14 protein-coding genes and 1 pseudogene are annotated in these 16521 nt (G+C 71.3%); 7 read left to right on the forward strand and 8 right to left on the reverse strand.

Annotated elements, in window-relative coordinates:
- Positions 1-47 precede the first annotated feature (47 nt).
- Positions 48-482, reverse strand: coding sequence for a DUF6892 domain-containing protein (locus tag ACWEFL_RS32545; RefSeq protein WP_451719718.1), 435 nt, complete (start codon positions 480-482; stop codon positions 48-50).
- Positions 483-557: 75 nt separating this feature from the next.
- On the opposite strand from ACWEFL_RS32545, the gene ACWEFL_RS32550 reads away from it, so the two are divergent.
- Positions 558-1286 carry a hypothetical protein gene (locus ACWEFL_RS32550; RefSeq protein ID WP_451719721.1) on the forward strand — a complete coding sequence of 243 codons (729 nt, stop codon included), beginning with the start codon at positions 558-560 and terminating at the stop codon, positions 1284-1286.
- Here ACWEFL_RS32550 and ACWEFL_RS32555 read toward each other — a convergent pair.
- The 3 genes from ACWEFL_RS32555 to ACWEFL_RS32565 all read right to left on the reverse strand — a co-directional run bounded on the left by ACWEFL_RS32555 (position 1244) and on the right by ACWEFL_RS32565 (position 5047).
- A complete protein-coding gene (locus ACWEFL_RS32555) occupies positions 1244-1525 on the reverse strand; it encodes a hypothetical protein (protein ID WP_451719723.1) in 282 nt (93 codons plus the stop codon). The genes ACWEFL_RS32550 and ACWEFL_RS32555 overlap by 43 nt on opposite strands.
- Positions 1526-1933: 408 nt before the next feature.
- Complete coding sequence (locus ACWEFL_RS32560) at positions 1934-3352, reverse strand: MFS transporter (RefSeq protein ID WP_451719726.1); 1419 nt, start codon at positions 3350-3352, stop codon at positions 1934-1936.
- Positions 3353-3685: 333 nt separating this feature from the next.
- Entirely contained in the window at positions 3686-5047 is a 1362-nt protein-coding gene (locus tag ACWEFL_RS32565; protein ID WP_451719729.1) for a M14 family zinc carboxypeptidase, read from the reverse strand.
- Positions 5048-5152: 105 nt separating this feature from the next.
- Here ACWEFL_RS32565 and ACWEFL_RS32570 point away from each other — a divergent pair, with 105 nt between their 5' ends.
- The 3 genes from ACWEFL_RS32570 to ACWEFL_RS32580 all read left to right on the forward strand — a co-directional run bounded on the left by ACWEFL_RS32570 (position 5153) and on the right by ACWEFL_RS32580 (position 8226).
- Entirely contained in the window at positions 5153-5764 is a 612-nt protein-coding gene (locus ACWEFL_RS32570) for a TetR/AcrR family transcriptional regulator (protein WP_451719731.1), read from the forward strand.
- A 126-nt stretch (positions 5765-5890) separates the two neighbouring features.
- Complete coding sequence (locus ACWEFL_RS32575) at positions 5891-7333, forward strand: NF041680 family putative transposase (protein ID WP_451719734.1); 1443 nt, start codon at positions 5891-5893, stop codon at positions 7331-7333.
- Positions 7279-8226, forward strand: a complete 948-nt coding sequence (locus ACWEFL_RS32580; protein WP_451719737.1) for a BTAD domain-containing putative transcriptional regulator — start codon at positions 7279-7281, stop codon at positions 8224-8226. The genes ACWEFL_RS32575 and ACWEFL_RS32580 overlap by 55 nt, the downstream gene beginning before the upstream one ends.
- A gap of 83 nt (positions 8227-8309) precedes the next feature.
- On the opposite strand, the pseudogene ACWEFL_RS32585 reads toward ACWEFL_RS32580, so the two are convergent.
- A pseudogene (locus tag ACWEFL_RS32585) lies at positions 8310-8715 on the reverse strand (BTAD domain-containing putative transcriptional regulator).
- 1486 nt (positions 8716-10201) lie between these two features.
- Here ACWEFL_RS32585 and ACWEFL_RS32590 point away from each other — a divergent pair.
- Entirely contained in the window at positions 10202-11137 is a 936-nt protein-coding gene (locus ACWEFL_RS32590) for a ScbA/BarX family gamma-butyrolactone biosynthesis protein (protein WP_451719740.1), read from the forward strand.
- 121 nt (positions 11138-11258) lie between these two features.
- Here ACWEFL_RS32590 and ACWEFL_RS32595 read toward each other — a convergent pair whose 3' ends face one another.
- Both ACWEFL_RS32595 and ACWEFL_RS32600 read right to left on the reverse strand, forming a co-directional pair.
- The gene (locus ACWEFL_RS32595; RefSeq protein WP_451719743.1) at positions 11259-12104 is read right to left on the reverse strand and encodes an NAD(P)H-binding protein; all 846 of its coding nucleotides are present in this window, start codon (positions 12102-12104) and stop codon (positions 11259-11261) included.
- Positions 12105-12175: 71 nt separating this feature from the next.
- Positions 12176-12625 carry a hypothetical protein gene (locus tag ACWEFL_RS32600; RefSeq protein ID WP_451719746.1) on the reverse strand — a complete coding sequence of 150 codons (450 nt, stop codon included), beginning with the start codon at positions 12623-12625 and terminating at the stop codon, positions 12176-12178.
- Between the two features lie 108 nt (positions 12626-12733).
- Between ACWEFL_RS32600 and ACWEFL_RS32605 the strand changes: the two genes are divergently transcribed.
- Together ACWEFL_RS32605 and ACWEFL_RS32610 are read left to right on the forward strand one after the other, a co-directional pair.
- On the forward strand, positions 12734-13468 hold the full coding sequence (locus ACWEFL_RS32605) for a DUF4158 domain-containing protein (RefSeq protein ID WP_451719749.1): 735 nt from the start codon (positions 12734-12736) through the stop codon (positions 13466-13468).
- A gap of 520 nt (positions 13469-13988) precedes the next feature.
- Entirely contained in the window at positions 13989-14660 is a 672-nt protein-coding gene (locus ACWEFL_RS32610) for a ScbR family autoregulator-binding transcription factor (protein WP_451719752.1), read from the forward strand.
- Between the two features lie 140 nt (positions 14661-14800).
- Here the strand turns inward: ACWEFL_RS32610 and ACWEFL_RS32615 are convergent, their stop codons facing one another.
- A complete protein-coding gene (locus ACWEFL_RS32615) occupies positions 14801-16303 on the reverse strand; it encodes an FAD-dependent monooxygenase (protein ID WP_451719755.1) in 1503 nt (500 codons plus the stop codon).
- Between the last annotated feature and the right edge of the window lie 218 nt (positions 16304-16521).

Raw genomic sequence — 16521 nt, forward strand, 5'->3', positions numbered from 1 at the left:
GGAATGTCTCCGCCGGGTAGTTTTGGCCCCCGCCCTCCCCGATGGGCTCAGTCGGTGTCGATGCCGCGCGCGGCGAAGACCTCCGCCGCGTCCGGCACCGTCAGGACGCCGTCCTCCACAAAGGTGACCTCCCGCAGGCTGGGCAGCAAGGCGAGGTCGTCGAGCGAGCGGACGTCGAACAGGTCGTCCTCGCCGTCCCAGGCGGGGGCACAGTGCCGGAAGACGTCCGCCCCGGCGTCGAAGCACAGCTCCTCGACGCGGGCGAGCAGTTCGGCCGGGATCTCCAGGGACTCGAAATTAGCGCGGGACTCCGGCAGCACCTCCGCGTGGAGGCCGTTCTCCAGGACGTAGGACGCGGGGTCGCCGATCCCCCGCTCGGCCAGCCGCGCGGGCAGGTCGTAGACCGGGAGAAGCGGCTCGGAGCCGTACATGAGCTCCTCGATGACGAGCAGCTTGAGGTTGAAATCGCGGAACTGGCTCATGGGACATGAGTACCACGGAGGTACGACACGGTCCTCCGCCCCGCCCCCGGCTGCGGATTGGGTACATGTACTCCTATGTCGCGTGTACGGATCCGGTGGCCTGCTGTCGTGGCGCGGGCCCGGGAGATCGTGGAGGGCTACGACGGCGGTGTCACGCTGCGGCAGGTGATGTACCGGCTGGTGTCCGAGGGGGTGCTGCCGCACACGCCGTCGATGTACCGGCACCTGTCCTCCCACCTCGCGAAGGCGCGCCGCGAGGGGAACTTCCCGGACCTGATCGACACCCTGTGCGAGGTTCACGTCCCGCCCGCCTGGCCGGACGCGACCGCCTTCCTTGGGGAGGTCGTCGGCTGGTTCGGCCTCGAGCGCACCCAGGGCCAGCGGCCCCTGTACGTCGCGGCGGAGAAGGACACCCTCCGGCAGATGTTCACCACCTGGCTCGCCGAGTACGGCCTCCCGGTCCTTGTGGTCCGCGGCTTCGCCTCCCAGTCCTACGCCGACGTCGTCCGCCGCCGCACCGCCCGGCAGGGCCGCGCCACCCTCCTTCGGTTCGGTGACTTCGACGCGAGCGGCGCCGAGATCGAACGGGACTGGGTTAGGGGCACCGCAGACTGCCGTCACCGTCCGCTGACCCGAGAGGGACCGATGCCTTCCACCCGCACCCTGCTGCTGCCCGTCGTGCCCGACGCCCTCGACGGTCTGCTGGAGCTGGAGGACCCGCTGTTCCTGACACTCCGCAACCCCCTGCCGGGCCGGGCGGTTCAGCCGGGCATGCCCACCCAGCGGCGGACCGTCCAGTCATAGTGGCCGATCGTGCCTGGGCGGATCGATGTGAACGTCACCCACTCGTCGCCACTTTCCCCGTCACCGTCGTCGACCGGGTCGTCAAAGGGGCCCGGCGCCCAGGAGACAAGGATCCGGCCCTCCTCCGCCTCGACCACCCAGCCGAGGAACTCCCTGCCGTCCCGGAGCGAGAAGCCGACTTTGTCGGACCTCTCCACACAGCGGACGAAGTAGTCGTGCAACGCCAGGAGTTCAGACACCAGCCCAGCCTACTCATACGGGTATAGACGCGGCCGACGTCGCCGGGTGCGCGCGACAGGCGCTGTCGCCCGTGCTGCACTCGCCCTTCGAGGGCCCGCGCGGCGCCGCCGACCACGAGCTGCTGTCCGCGGTGCTGCGCCGCGCCGGGGGCGGGGACCGCGTCGCCCTGAACCAGGATGAGGCGGAGGGATGGCGTCCCTTGTCGTGGTGTAGCCGATCACGGCTGGGTAGTGCGCCGGGGGCTCCGCCCCGGACCACGTGGGTGCGCTCGGGGCGCCGGGCCGTACGACGCGCTCGGGGAGCAGGGGCCCGCGAAGCCGACCCCTGTGCCCGAGGTACGCAAGAGCCCGGGGGCGGCGGTACCCGCAAGGGCACCGCCGCCCCCCGGGCCGGGGCGTGCGCCGAGATCAGGCCACGGAGTCGGCGACCTTCGCCGGGACGGTGGCCGGGCGCGCGGCCGGCGGCAGCAACGCGCTCAGGCCCACCGCGATCACTCCCACCGCCGTCGCGATCCAGAACACCGTGGTGAACCCGGACCAGGACGGCAGCGGCAGCTCCGCCATGGGCTTCCCGGCGAGCACACTCGCGCTGATCTGTCCGCCGAGCGTGCCGCCGACGCTCTTGAGGACGAAGGCGAGCCCGGTGACGCTCGCGACCCGCTCCACGGGGATCTCCGTGGCCACGGTGTTCATCGCCTGGGTCAGGCCCCAGCCGATGCCGATGCCCATCAGCCCCGAGGACACCGCCAGCGCGGCGGCCCCCTGACGGGCGAAGAACAGGGCCACGCACGAACCGGCGATGGCGATACCGGCCAGTGCCATCACGCCCCGGGCCCCCAGCAGCCGTTCCAGCCAGCCGGTCAGGGGTGCGGCGAGAAGGCCCGCGATGCCCAGGGGAAGGAGCAGCAGCCCGGCGGTGGTGGCATCCCCCTCCAGGCCGTATCCGGTGATGCCCGGTGCGTCGACGATGGTGGGCATGGCGATGTTGATGGCCGAGACGACGTACCCGATGACGAACGACACCAGACAGACGACGGCGACCGGACGGCCGCCCAGCCGCAGCCGGACCAGGGGGTGCTCGGTGCGCGACTCGACGACACAGAACGCGATCAGTCCCAGAACGGCGAGCGCCTCCAGACCGAGGAACGCGGGTGAGGTCCAGCCCCAGGACGCCGCTTTGGTCACGCCGATGAGCAGTGCCGTCAGCGAACCGGCCAGCAGGACGGCCCCGGGGACGTCGAGGCGGCCGTCCCGGTTCACCGGCGGGCAGGATGGCAGGACCCACCAGGAGCAGAGGGCGATCGGGGCCAGCAGGGCGAGGGTGAGCCAGTACAGCCAGCTGTAGTGGAGCCGTTCGAGCAGGGGACCGGCGATGAGCAGTCCCGCCACCGTCGCCAGCGCGGAGGATCCGATGATGAGCCCGTTGGCACTGCGGACGCGGCTCTCGGGCTGGGTGTCCCGGATGATCGCCACGCTCAGGGGGATCAGGCCGAGCCCGACGCCCTGGAGGGCGTGACCGACAGTGAGCTGAAGAACCGATTCTGCGAGGGCGGCGACGAGGACGCCCACGGCGGCGATGGTCACGACCCCGATGAACAGGGGTCTCTTGTCGCGGATGTCGGCGAGCCGGGCGACGACGGGGACGCTGACGGCGCCCACGAGAAGGACCCCGGTGAAGATCCAGGCGATCGACGCCAGGGAGGCGCCCACCCCGCGCTGGATGAGGGGCAGAGCGGGTGCCATCAGGCTTTCCATCAGCGTGAAGCCGACGACCGCGCCGACGAGTACGACGATGGGGGCGCGGCTGGGAGAAGGGGTGTCCTGCACGGCTGACCTCCGGATTTTCGGGGACGGCGGCCCCGATGGGAAGCGAGGAAAGGCGGGGGCGAAGGGGACCGGGGAGCAGCCGGGATCCAGCGGGATCCGGCGGCCCGGTCGTACGAGTTCCGTGGTGGCCGTGGGGGTGAGGTCCGCCAGGATCCAGCCGGATCCCGGCCGCTCGGTCGCGTACGAACTCTGCGGTGGCGCTGGGGGGATGAGAGGGAGGAGGCCGGGTTCCAGGGGGTCGGGTGTCCCGGTGCGGGCGGGCGCATTCCAGGCGGGTCCGGCGTCCCTGTCGCGTACGAACTCCACTGCGGCCGGTGGTACGAGGGCCGGGGGCTAGGCGGGTCCGGCGTCCCTGTCGCGTACGAACTCCGCGGCGGCGAGCGCCGACCCGACCTGCACCGCGACCACCCGGCGGATGTCGACGCGCTTGCCCGGCAGTGCGGTGTCGGCCTCCGTCAGCCACCCCGTGAAGAGCCGCTCGGCCTCGGCGAGACCCCGGCGCACTCCGGCACGGACATTGCCCGCGCCGGTCTCCGCGCCGAACAGCCGCAGCGCGGTCCCGCCGTAGCGGACGCGCAGTATGTGGGGCAGCATGCGGAACGAGAACTCCTCGGACACGGTCGCGGACCACCCCGCCGCGTCGGCGTCCGACAGGAGGGCACGCCAGCCGGAGGACATTTCGGCCAGCCCGCGCAGGCCGTCCTGAAAGGCACGCCGGAAGGGGGTGTCGAGCGTCAGGTCGTTGCCGGCGTCCTCGATCAGACCGGTCAGCTGCTGTGCCGTCTCCTCGCAAGCCGTGATGATCTCACCGACGATCTCTCCGAAGGTGCGTCCGCACGGGGAGGTGTCGGCGGCGGACTCGTCCTCCCAGTAGGGGACTTCGGTGATGACGGAGACCGTGCCGTAAGGGGCGGCGTAGTCCATGCTGCTCGCGCCCGTCGCCGCTTCCACCCCGGCGGGCATCGCCGCCGTGGTCTCCGCGATGCCGGGGGCGAGGATGACGCCCGGGGCGATGAGGTTGCTCGCGGGGATCTCCCAGACGGCCTTGTGCAGCGGCAGGTCCTCGTACCCCGGTACGGCGGCGAGACGGGCGGCGAGGTCGGGGTCGGCGGTGCTGACGTAGTGGAAGACACCTCCGTACTCGCCGTTGTGGAGGGAGCACATCACGGCGGGCTTCAGCTCGTCGATCACACGGGTCAGCGCCACGGTCTCGGGCAGCATCCGGTCGAAGTACCCCGGGCCGCTCAGATGCGGGAAGGTCCACTCGACCTGCTCGTCACCGGCGGGCCGGTAGAACTCCCGGCCGTAGCGCTCCCGGCTGTCCGGGCGGGCGTACCAGCCCTCGTTCAGCCGTGCGCCGTCCGGGTCGACACACGGGACGAAGTGCCAGCGACACCCCAGATCCTTCCGCAGAGCGTCGTCGGCGCACAGGGCGCGCCCCAGCTCGCGGACGGTGAGCGCGCCGACGGGCTCATTGGGGTGCGGTCCGCCGAAGACCAGGACGTTCCGCTCGCCGCTGCCGATGGAGAGCATCCGGATCGGCTCGCCCTGCCGTGAGGTGCCGATCCGCCGGATCTCGACCAGCTCCGGGTACCCGGCCGCGAGCCGGTCCAGCTCGGCCTGCATCTCGTCGACGCTCGGGAACCGGTCGATGGATGGGATCGCCGCGATGGTCGCGGGGATGTCGATGGGCACGGGGCCTCCCCATTCGGTAGAGTTGCTACAGTAATAGTGACTCTACGGAATGGTTCCGGCGGGCACAATGGCACGACAGCGGGAGACATCCGAGGGAGGCGCGGAATGGCGGGCAGGCGGGCCGCGGCGCGGAAGCGCAACGAAGAGGCGCTCATCAAGGCCGCGGAGCAATTGTTCGTCGAGCACGGATACCACGCGGTCGGCATCGAGGCGATCGCCCGCAAGGCCGATCTGACGACCGGCGCGATCTACTCCATCTTCGGGTCCAAGCAGGGTCTGCTGTACGCGGTCATCGACAGCCAGCTCGGCGGCATCAAGGCGGCGACGGCGTTTCTCGGCGACGCCCCGGAACTGTCGCTGGAGCGCGCCGTGGAGGCGTACACCCGCGCTTACTTCGAGAGCGTCGACGGCGTCGACGGCTGGCGCGCGCTGCGGATCGAGTCCGAGGCGTTGGGCCTCGCCCTGCAGGGGGACGGCAGCTCGGGCACCAGCTTCCACGACAGCGTCGACGAGCCCCAGCAGAGGCTGGTCCGGCTGTTGGTCGGCCGCGCCACACCCTCCGGCCCGCTCCCCCCCGACGACGCGGCCCGACTCGCCGCCACTCTCAGCGCCCTTCTGCGCGGACTCTCCCAGCAACACGTCCTCGGTCTGCCCCCCACCGACAGCGCCACCTGGGTCCGCGCGGCCCTGGGCGTGACATCCGCGCTCTGCCCCTGAGCTTGGCGTTTAACCTCGCGGGTCACCCGACCTGCTGATCTGCGGTTCTTCCCGGGACAGCGGAGGCGGCCGTTCTCCACGCTTCGAGATGTCGAGTCACAAAGCACGAGAGAACGGCCGCTGTTCATGAGTTTCCCTGCCGCCGCGCCCGCGAGCGGCGCGTTGAACGTCTTGTCCCGCTTTCGGGTTGAGTTCTACGAGAGCCTGTACGCCCGCGCGGACGTGCTCTTCGAGCTGACCGACGCGGTGCTGTGCACCGATGGCCCGGTCAGGACGCTGGTCGAACTTTCCCTCGCGCATGAGATGCGGCGCGGGCACGGCGCCCTGTACGCGGCTCTGGACAAGGGCTGGTGCGAACCGGCCCGCATCCGCCGGGCGCTGGCCGACCTCCCGCTGCCCCGCATCACCGACGGCCGCATCGCCCTGGCGGCGGATGTCTCCAACTGGCTGCGTCCCGACGCGAACACCAGCCCTGACCGGCTCTTCTGCCATGTCCACGGCCGCCGCGCCGACCGCAGCTGCGACCAGCTGATCCCGGGATGGCCCTATTCCTTCGTCGCGGCCCTCGAACCGGGCCGCACCTCCTGGTGCGCGCTGCTGGACGCCGTCCGCCTGGGGCCGGCTGACGACGCCGCCACGGTCACCGCCGCCCAGCTGCGCGGAGTCGTCACCCGCATCATCGCCGCAGGCCACTGGAGCATCGGCGACCCCGACATCCTGATCGTGATGGATGCCGGCTACGACAGCGCTTACCTCTCCCACGCCCTGGCCGACCTGCCCGTGGTCCTGGCCGGGCGCCTGCGCTCGGACCGCGTCATGCTCCGCGACGCGGGCCCGGCCCGCTCCGGCCCTCGGGGCGGGCGTCCGCGCAAGCACGGCGGCGTGCTGACCTTCGCCAAGCCGGAGTCCTGGCACGCACCCGAGGTCACCACGGTGACGGATACCACCCGCTACGGGAAAGCGGAGGCGATGGCCTGGGACCGCATGCACCCCCGCCTGACCCACCGCGGCCCCTGGCCGGAGCACGCCGCGGAAGAACTCCCACTGCTGCACGGCACGTTGATCCGTCTCACCGTGGAACGACTGCCCGGCGAGGCCGCCCCCAAGCCGGTGTGGCTGTGGTGCTCGGCCACCGACGCCGCCCCGGACACCGTGGACCTGTGGTGGCGGACGTTCCTGCGCAGGTTCGACATCGAGCACACCTTCAGAATGATCAAACAGACGCTCGGCTGGACCGCGCCACGCGTCCGTCACCCCGCCACGGCCGACCTGTGGACCTGGCTGATCATCGCCGCACACACCCAGCTCCGCCTCGCCCGTCCCCTCGCCGAGGACCTGCGCCGCCCCTGGGAACGGCCCGTGAAGACCGAACGGCTGTCCCCGGCCCGCGTCCGTCGAGGGTTTCGCAACCTCCGCCGGAAGACAGCCCGTCCCGCAGCCGCACCGTCGTGGCGGAGGAGAAGAACCGCGGGCAGGCCATCGCGCAGTACGAGCCGCGTTCCGACGTGGCGCGCATGTTCCATTCCCTGGCCGTCAACGGCCGGGTACCTCCCGGAGAACCCCGCGTGAGCCGCAAGAACGCCGACGACTTCGCCGTCGACACCAGCACCGTCAGCGACCTGCTGACCGGCCTGTCCGACCGGTTCGGCAACGAAACCACAGCCCAGAACGCCAGTGACGGCAGGACGGCACGACAGCCCCCAGGTCCCGGCAGCCGGCCCCGCCCAAGCCCAGCAAGTACACGATCCTCCTGGACCAGGACGACGCCATCACCCTCGACGAGCTCGCCGTCGACATGCGCAGACGCACCGGCCCGGCCCGTCGACAAGTCCGATGCGCTGGTAGAGGGCGTTGCTGGTGGCGTTGGCCGCGTCCGAGGCCGACGACGAGCCGGCGCGGCTGCGCGCGAGGAGTGGCCGGAGTCCCAGGGGCAGGAGGTCCGCGTGGAGGCGATCCATGAGGACGGCTTCTACGGGAAGGCCGGCCAGAAGGCTGAACATCCCTCTGCACCAGCGCATGTGAGGAAGCATCAGGATCCCCCGGCCCGGGACACCCGGACGCCGGGGGAGAGGCCGGGGGAGAGGGCCGCGGCACTGCGGGAAAGGCCCTACGAACTGCTGATGACCGCGCTGTACCGGTGCGGCCGGCAGGCCGAGGCGCTCGGCGCGTACGACCGGGCACGCCGCCGACTGGTGCACGACCTGGGCACCGAACCCGGGCCCGAGCTGCGCGGCCACATGGAGGCGATCCTGCACCATCGGGACCCGCACCGGCTCACGGCCGGGCAGACGGCGGCCCGGCCCGCCGGCCACACGGGGGAGAGGGGGCCGGGGCGGCACGTCCGGGCAGGGCGTTCGAGGAGCGGGCCGGCGCCGAGTCGGGCCTGCACCTGCTGCGCGACGAGATCGACCGGCTGCACCGCCACATCGAACGACTCTCGCGGGAACAGCGGGATCTCGTGAACCGGGTCGACCGGCTCACCTCACCCTGCGCAAGCGGGCCGGTGAGGCCGCACCCCGTCCTTCGCGGGCCGGGCCGGCGCGGCTCACCCCACGACGAGCCGCGCACCGCCGGCGGTGACCGCCGCCTCGTGACGGGTCACGAGGATCGAGCGCTGGAGCCGGCTGAGTGCCGACGAGGGCTCCAGCCCCAGTTCCGAGACCAGCGTGGAACGCAGCCTCTGGAAGACGTGGAGCGCCTCACGGCAGCAGGTCGGCCTCGATGCGCTGGTCCAGCGCGCACAGCCGGGCCTCCTCCAGCCGTTTGATCTCGACGCCGATCCGGCTGCCCGGGACTTCCCCCAGGGGTTCCTCGATCAGTGTGGCCACCGAGACCACCTGGTCCGCGTGGAGCGCGAGCAGCCCCAGAACCTGCCTCGGCTTCGGTGCCGTCGGAGCGATCGGCACCCCGTTCTCCCGCACCGACAGAGTGCCCAGCACTTCGATGTCCACGTCTCCCCCAAGATGTGCCCGGAGGCCGGGTTCCGGCCTGTGCGGTTCGCGGTCCCGGGGGCCAATGCGCAGCGAGAACCGGACCCGCCCCCATAAAAAAACAGCGTCGTCGGTTTGTCAATCCTCGCGAGATCCCAACCCTTCACGGAACGCTTCCGGCGACCCCCACGGATGCCCCCGGTTCGTCATAGCGGGAGAAATGCCATGAAAAACCCGGAATGGAGCGGGCATTGGCCCGGATCCGGCGGGAATCTCCGACCGGGCGGGTGGCACGGCGAGGCGACCCCATGGGGAGAAACCGGACGAACGGCTGCCCGCGACGCCTGCGGGCGGGCCCGGCCGGGCGAAACAGGCCGCCCGGTCAGTGGTGGAGGCCCACGGCCGGACAGCCGTTCTCCCGGGCGGCGATGCCGCGGACGCGGTGCCCGGCCCGGCGGGCGGCCGGTGGCCGGTGCACGGCACTCTTTCCCGGATCGCCGGTGCTCCGGCCGGGACCCTCCGGCAACGGGCCTCCGGCAAAAGCCGCCGCATTCCGGCGAGCCACCCGGCCGCGCCGGGCCCCGCTCCCGCACCCTGGACCTCGAAACCTGCACCTCGAACCCGGTCAAAAACGTTCCCCCCGCCCCCGGCCGGCGTGCCGGCCTACGGACGAGGCACAGGACGGCGAGGCACAGGGCAAGCCGGTCAGCGGTGGGGCGGGCCCGGTCTCGGCGGGCGGCCTGCGGTTGTCGCGGCCGGTGACGGTGACGGTGATCCGCGCGGTGATCATCACAGACGGCCCGGCCTCCGATCACGGTGTGATATCGGGCGCTCTCCCCTCCCGGTACCCCGCCGCCCCGCCGGCACTGCCCGGCGGGACCCCTCCGCCGGTCGAAGACCTCGGTACTCGGCCGCCGCTCGGAGAACCGGCCCGACGCGGAGGACTTCCGCAGCAGTGCGCGCAGGTCGGACTCGAAGCCGTCCCGGCGGGTTCAGAACAGGCGCGGGGCGGATGACGGCATCGGGAACACCCGGGCGACCGGGCCGTCGGCCGTGTGCTCCGGCGCCTGCCCATCCGGAACACCATGATGTTCCGGATCGGAGAAGCCCGCCCGCGCGGCGCTCGGCCTCCCCGCCCGGCAGCACACCCCGGCCGGCCCGCCGCACCGGTCCCGGGATCCACGCCCTCCGCGGGGGCCGCCCGGCTACAGAACCGCTCCGTCCCCGCTTGAGGCCCGCCGGGGACGGAAAGGGCGCGGCGGGACGGCCGCACGACGCGGAGCTGGGGCGATGCCCGAGGGAGAGCAAGCGGAACATCCCTCTCCGGAAAATGTACGTACAGAGGATCGATTTGATCTGGAAATTAAACCGGTTGGTATGTATCTTTCGTCGAGTCTCGGACTATCGAGAGCACAACTCGCCAGCAGCTTGTTCAGGGGGAACAATGACCGCGACGTTTCGAGTTGAGCGCCCTGCGATCACCACGTATTCGAGCCAGTGGGATGCGTTGTCACCCACCCCGCTCCACATCCCGCACTACCCCACACTGACGGCCACCGTCCCGAAGGAGTTCGTGCACCGGGCCGCCGTGGCCGAAGTCATGCTGACCGACTGGGAGCGGCTGGACGACGCTCGCTTCATGGTGGCCGCCCAGTGGCCTCGCAGTCACAGCTTCTTCACCCCGATCGGCGGCAGGTTCCACGATCCGCTGATGGCAGCCGAAACAATTCGCCAGGTCGGTGCCCTCCTGGCGCACGCCGAGTTCGGCGTTCCTTTCGATCATCACTTCCTGCTGGGGGACCTCACCCTCACCGTCCACCCCGAGCACCTGGAGGTCCGTCAGACGCCCGCCTCGCTCGAAATCGAGGTCACCTGTACCGAGGTGAAGCGGCGGGGCGGCCGTCTGGCGGGGCTGTGCTACGAGGCGGCTGTCCGCCGCGACGGACAACTCGCCGCGACGGGACGCATCTCCTACGCCTGCACCAGCTCCGCCGTGTACCGGAGGGTACGGCCCGAGCACGTGTTTGACGACCAGCGGCAGCTGCTGGCCCTCACCGCGCCCGCCGCGCCGCAGACCATGGGCCGCACGTCGTCGGCCGACGTCGTGCTCTCACCCATCGGCGAGCGCAACCGCTGGCAGCTGAGAGTGGACACCCGCCATCCCGTGCTCTTCGACCACCCGGTCGACCATGTGCCGGGGATGGTGCTGCTGGAGGCCGCCCGCCAAGGGGCGGCAGCCGTGCTGGAACGTTCCACCTTCCTCCCTCTCGGCATCACCGGCAGTTTCCAGCGGTACGCCGAGCTGGACGCCCCCTGCATCGTCGAGGCCCACCGGCTGCCCCGGGAAACTCCCGGCGGGGCGGAAGCAGTGCGCGTGACGGGCCATCAGGACGGCTCGCTCGTCTTCAGCTCCATCGTGACGGCGGCCCCGCCAAACGGCTGACCGTGACGATGTCGTGGTGAGGCAGCGCGCCTGACTCCCCGGAGCACACCGGTCCTCAAGCCGCCTCCACAGGTGAAGCGGCTTGAGGGCCGGACGGTCCGCCGCCCCGGCCGGGGCGGCGTCACAGCTGCGTGAAAGCCGGCAGATGGGCCGCGGCCCAGTCCCGGAACGACCTCGCCGGCCGGCCCGCCAGCTCCGCCACCGTGTTCTCCACCCGCGTCTTGGCACCGTCCCGCTGCCGCTGCGCACTGTGCAGCAGGGCGTCGACCACGGGCGCGGGATGCCGCTCGCTCCACAGGGCACGGGCACGGGCCGGCTCCAACTCCTCGAAACGCAGCGGACGGCCCAGCAGCTCGGCGAGCTGGGCCGTCTGTTCCACCGCGCTGACCGCCCGCGGTCCGGTCAGCGTGCAGGCCCGCCCGGTCAGGCCCGGCGCGGTGAGCGCCCGTACCGCCACATCCCCGATGTCACGGGGGTCGACACAGGCATTGGCCGACGAACCGTACAGCGCCCGCACGACATGCTCCGTACGTACCGAGGCGGCCCAGGACAGGGTGTTGGACATGAACGAGCGTGGACGCAGCAGCGTCCACTCCATCCCCGACGCGCGCAGCAGGGCCTCGTTCTCCCGCTGCCTCCGGGTGATCGGATCATCGGCCAGCGGGTCCTCCACGGCTGCTGCGGAGAGCTTCACCACGTGCTCCACCCCGGCGCACCGCGCTGCCCGCAGGAAACGTGAATCGTCCTCCCCGACGCAGCCGGTCACCAAAAACACGGCGACCGCTCCCCGCAGCGCACGAGCCAGCGACCGCGGGTCGCCATACTCCCCTTGAACGATCTCGGCCGTCGCCGCGGCTTCGGCGACCCGGTCCGGGCGCCTGGTGAGGACCCGGACCGGCAGACCTGCCGGGAGCCCCCGCAGCACCTCCCGCCCGACCGTCCCGGTGGCACCGGTCACAAGGATCATCAGGTCCCCTCCTGACTGGATTCCCGCCCGTTCTCCGCCCGGGGAACGCCGAACGCCCGGCGGGATGGCTCTCACCCCTCATATAATACGGACTGGACGGTTTTCTGCTCCCCTGGGGGAGAGAGCACAACGCGGGGGGAGTGGGGCAGCGACTGAACGGGCCACAGCGGGGTCCCGGTAGTACACGCCGAGAGAACAACGCCAAGCGGCTCCGGCCCAGCTCGGCGGCTGGGTCGCATCGGCGCAGTGGTCTGTTCGTCGTGCTCGCGGAGCATGCGCATGACGGTCGCGGCTGAGAGGTGCTGGCCCTTCTTCTTGCCGGTGGTGATGACGAGGCGGGCGGCGATGTCGCGCAGGCTCATCTCCTGCTCCCGCAGGTGGAGGGCCATGGAGAGCATGTGGTCGTCGGTGACGCCCGCGCCGCCGATGGTCTTGCCGCGCTTGCGGGCGGACTCGTGGCCTTCGAGGGGGCGGTCGCGGATGTACTCGCCTTCCAGGGGTGTGACCGAGATACGCGCCAAAGGGGCAACAAGATGATCTTGAAGCCCTGAGCGCTCGTCGCCCATCACCCATTCGGCTCAGTGTCGTTGGTGGTGATGTCGAGCGTCGTCTGGGGCCTCGGGTGGGTTGTGACATCGATTGAACGGACCGCGTATCCGCGGTTCAAGCGGCTGATCACCGCGCATGAGCTGCATCTGTTCTTCTCCCCGAGCCGCGATGAGCTGGAGTGGGCGGCCGATTCCACGGAGTGCGATGAGCATCTGCCGGCCCTGCTGCTGATGCTGAAGTCGTACCGGCGCATGGGGTGTTTCCCGGTGCTGGAGGACGTCCCGGAGATGGTGGTGGACTTCGTGCGGCGGGCGGTGGAGCTGCCGGAGGGCACGCTGCCGGTGTACCGGGCGGAGCGGACGGCCAAGCATCACCGGGGCCTGGTCCGCAAGCAGGCCGGCGTGACGTACGACCAGGCGAAGGACCGTGGGATCGTCGAGCAGTCGATCCGCAAGGAAGCCGCGGCGAAGAACCGCCCGGCGGATCTGATCGACATCGCGCTGGAGAAGGTGGTGGAGGCCGGGCTGGAGCTGCCGGGGTTCTCCACCTTCGACAAGACGGCCTCGAAAATCCGCACCGAGGTGAACGCCTCGGTCTGCGCGGGCGTCCACGACCGCATGAGCGCCGCTCAGCGGGCGGGGCTCATGCGGCTGCTGGAGGAGCGCGACAGCGACGGGACGACGCTGTTCAACCGGCTGAAGAAGCCCGCCAAGGGCCCGACCTGGTCGCACTTCAAGAACCTGACCAAGCGTCTGGAATGGCTGGACGAACTCGGTGACACCGATGCGCTGGCAGGCAGGCGGAGTTCGATGTGACGCGTCAGACGACAGCTCCCCCCGGCGTACGTACGGCCCCGTGCCGGTCCGGCGTTTGACCGTGCGTGAAAAATAACGGGTGTACGTTTTGTTTGTCGAGTGGTTGGAGAAACCGCGTGCGTCGGCAGTGAAACAGCAGGGCGGGTCACACACCGGACGGAAGCGCGGTCCCGGGGAGCGGTCGCCGGCGCCGCGAGCGCCGGCCCGTGCCGAACCGAGCCGGGCGGACGCCGGGGGACGCGGCTGCCGCGGCGTCCACACGATCCCGGAGAGGGGCCGGATGGCCCCCGCCCGCGCCTCCTGCGGGGCCGGGACGCCGGGCCCGCCGTCTCCGGTGTCGGGCCCGGGCGGCCCTCCCGGCAGGGGCCGGTGGTGAATCCGGCGCCTGCCGGTCATGATTCCTGCCGGAAGAAGTTACCGGGCGGGCCGACCGGGGCCCCCACCCGGGTTGTAAGATACATACTTGACGGTTTTTTTGAAGAGCCATCTCAGGGCTCAGCGATCTGTGAACGGAGGGACAGTGGTAAAGCAGGACCGAGCCATTCGTACTCGCCAGAGCATCCTGGCGGCCGCCGCGAAGGTGTTCGAGGAGCGCGGATACCAAGCCTCCACCATCACCGAGATCCTCGCCGCCGCCGGGGTGACGAAGGGCGCGCTGTACTTCCACTTCCAGTCCAAGGAGCACCTGGCGCAGGGCGTGCTGGCCGAACAGGACCAGCGCCTGACGATTCCCGCCCGCACCTGCAAGGTCCAGGAGATCGTCGACACCGTCGCCCTCCACGCCTACCGCCTGCAGACCGACCCGATGGTGCGCGCCGGGGTACGCCTGTCGCTCGACCAGCAGGCCACCGACCTGGACCGCAGCGGGCCGTTCCTGCGCTGGAGCGACTTCATCCGCGCCTTCCTGGACAAGGCCCAGGAGCAGGGCGAACTGCTGCCGCACGTGGTCACCGCCGAGACTTCCGACGTCCTGGTGGGTTCCTTCGCCGGCGTCCAGGCCATGTCGCAGATCATCAGCGGCTACCAGGACCTGGGGCGCCGGACCTCCGAACTGCTGCGCCACCTCCTGCCCAACGTCGTCCTGTCCTCCGTGCTCACCACCGTCGAGCTCTCCGCCGACCGGGGAGCCGTCGTCTTCGCCGAGGTGACGGGTCTCCCGGGGAAGACGGAACTGGTGGCCGCCGCCGGCTGACCGTGAGCCGGCCGCGCGGGGACCGGCGCGGAACCGGAGGCGCACGGCCGCGGCCCGGTGCGGCGGCAGAAACGGGGGAACCCGCGGGAGAAGGCGGAGACGGGAGGGACCGGTCCGGTCCGGCGCAACGCCGCGCCCGGTCACCCACCCCGGCGGGACCCGCCCCCGCCGCCCAGATGGGCGGAGAGTGCCGCGCCCAGATCCCCGCCGTCCGAGGCCCAGGCGATATAGCCGTCGGGGCGTACGAGCAGGGCGGCGCACGGCAACCCGGCCGACGGCTCGGCCCGCACGACCCGAAGGTGGCAGGCCCACTCCCGGGCGGCCCTCTCCTCCGCGTCGCAGCCGTCCGGGCCCGGGAGCAGAAGAAGCATCCGGCCGTCCCGCAGCAGCCGGATCACGTCCGTGGGCCCCGCGGACGTGGTGAGGGCGATATTTTGAAGAAACCTTCCTTCCCAGGCCGACGGAGTCGCCGAACGCGCCGGAAGAACCGTGTCCTGCGCGCTGATCATGGCGCTCAGACCGGCACCGCCCCGGTCCTTCGCGAGAAGATCCAGGAACAGGGCCCGCAGCGCGTCGAGCCGGGCCTCCGGATGCATCAGCGACACCTGCGCGCGGACGTTCCCGATGACGCGCCCGGCGGCGGGCCGGCGTTCCGCGTCGTACGAATCCAGCAGACCGCGGCCGGCCGTGCCCCGCACCGTCAGCGCGAGCTTCCAGCCCAGGTTGACGGCGTCCAGCAGCCCTGTGCTCAGGCCCTGACCGCCGATCGGGAAGTGCACATGGGCGGCGTCCCCGGCGAGCAGCACACGCCCTGCCCGGTAGCAGTGAGCCAGCCGCGTGTAGTCGCTGAACCGGCTCAGCCACCGCGGCGCGGTCATGCCGATGTCCCGGCCCATGATCCGCGACGTCTCCCGGCGCAGTTCCTCCAGCGTCGGGGGCAGACCGCGGTCCGGATGGGGGCGGGTGTGGTCGACCGTGCGGATGTGCGTGCCGCCGCCCGGAGCGTCCTTGGCCACGACCCACCCCCGCGGCGTGCGGTGCCAGCCCGCAGGAAGCGCACCGGCCGTCTCCAGCCGGACCAGGCCCATCATCGCGGAGACCGTGGCCCCGTACGCGTCGGACGCCATCCCCGCCAGCTCGCGCACCGAACTGCGCGCCCCGTCGGCGCCCACGACATAGGCCGCATCGCACACCACCCGCCCCTGCGGCCCCTCGGCCACCACCCGGATCCCGCCGGAGCGCCGGTGCAGCTCGATCATGCGGTGCTCCCGCAGGACCCGTACCCCCCGGGAGCGCGCCCGCCCCTCGAACAGCCGCTCCAGATCGGCCTGCGGCCGCTTGAGTATCGGCACGGGCTCGGCCGCGGGGGCGGTGATGAACAGCCCCGGCAGGCCCGCGAAGTGGAACGCGCTGCTGACCGTCCCCGTGTCCGACGCCCGCTCCGGCCCGGGAAGATAGCCCCGCCGCGCCAGTGACTGCACCGTGCGGGCGTGCAGGGTGGTGGCCCTCGGCCTCGCGGACGTGGCCGCCGCCGCCTCCAGGACCAGCGCTCCCACCCGGTAGCCGCCCAGTTCGGCGGCGAGCAGCATGCCGACCGGACCTCCCCCGACAACGACCACGTCCGTACGTATCGGGCGCACCATCGGGCACTCCTCGTCTCCGTGACCGGCACCGTCGCGGGTCCTCGCCCGGGTCCTCGCCCGGGGCGGGCCCGGCCGCTCCTCGCAGCGGCACGACGGCGCTCAAAATATACCGGAGTACCGGTTCTTTGTATCGCCCCTGCGAATTCCCGGCGGATTCCGCGCGGCCGCCGGGAGCGCGACGTGTCGGGATGTGAACGCGGTCCCTGAAAACCGAGCGA

It is taken from the genome of Streptomyces sp. NPDC004838, assembly GCF_053600955.1.

Excerpts from the sequence above, each read along its gene's own strand:
- ACWEFL_RS32615 (WP_451719755.1), bottom strand. The coding sequence starts at position 16,303 with ATGGTGCGCCCGATACGTACGGACGTGGTCGTTGTCGGGGGAGGTCCG.
- ACWEFL_RS32570 (WP_451719731.1), top strand. The coding sequence starts at position 5,153 with ATGGCGGGCAGGCGGGCCGCGGCGCGGAAGCGCAACGAAGAGGCGCTC.
- ACWEFL_RS32595 (WP_451719743.1), bottom strand. The coding sequence starts at position 12,104 with ATGATCCTTGTGACCGGTGCCACCGGGACGGTCGGGCGGGAGGTGCTG.
- ACWEFL_RS32550 (WP_451719721.1), top strand. The coding sequence starts at position 558 with ATGTCGCGTGTACGGATCCGGTGGCCTGCTGTCGTGGCGCGGGCCCGG.
- ACWEFL_RS32545 (WP_451719718.1), bottom strand. The coding sequence starts at position 482 with ATGAGCCAGTTCCGCGATTTCAACCTCAAGCTGCTCGTCATCGAGGAG.
- ACWEFL_RS32575 (WP_451719734.1), top strand. The coding sequence starts at position 5,891 with ATGAGTTTCCCTGCCGCCGCGCCCGCGAGCGGCGCGTTGAACGTCTTG.
- ACWEFL_RS32580 (WP_451719737.1), top strand. The coding sequence starts at position 7,279 with ATGTTCCATTCCCTGGCCGTCAACGGCCGGGTACCTCCCGGAGAACCC.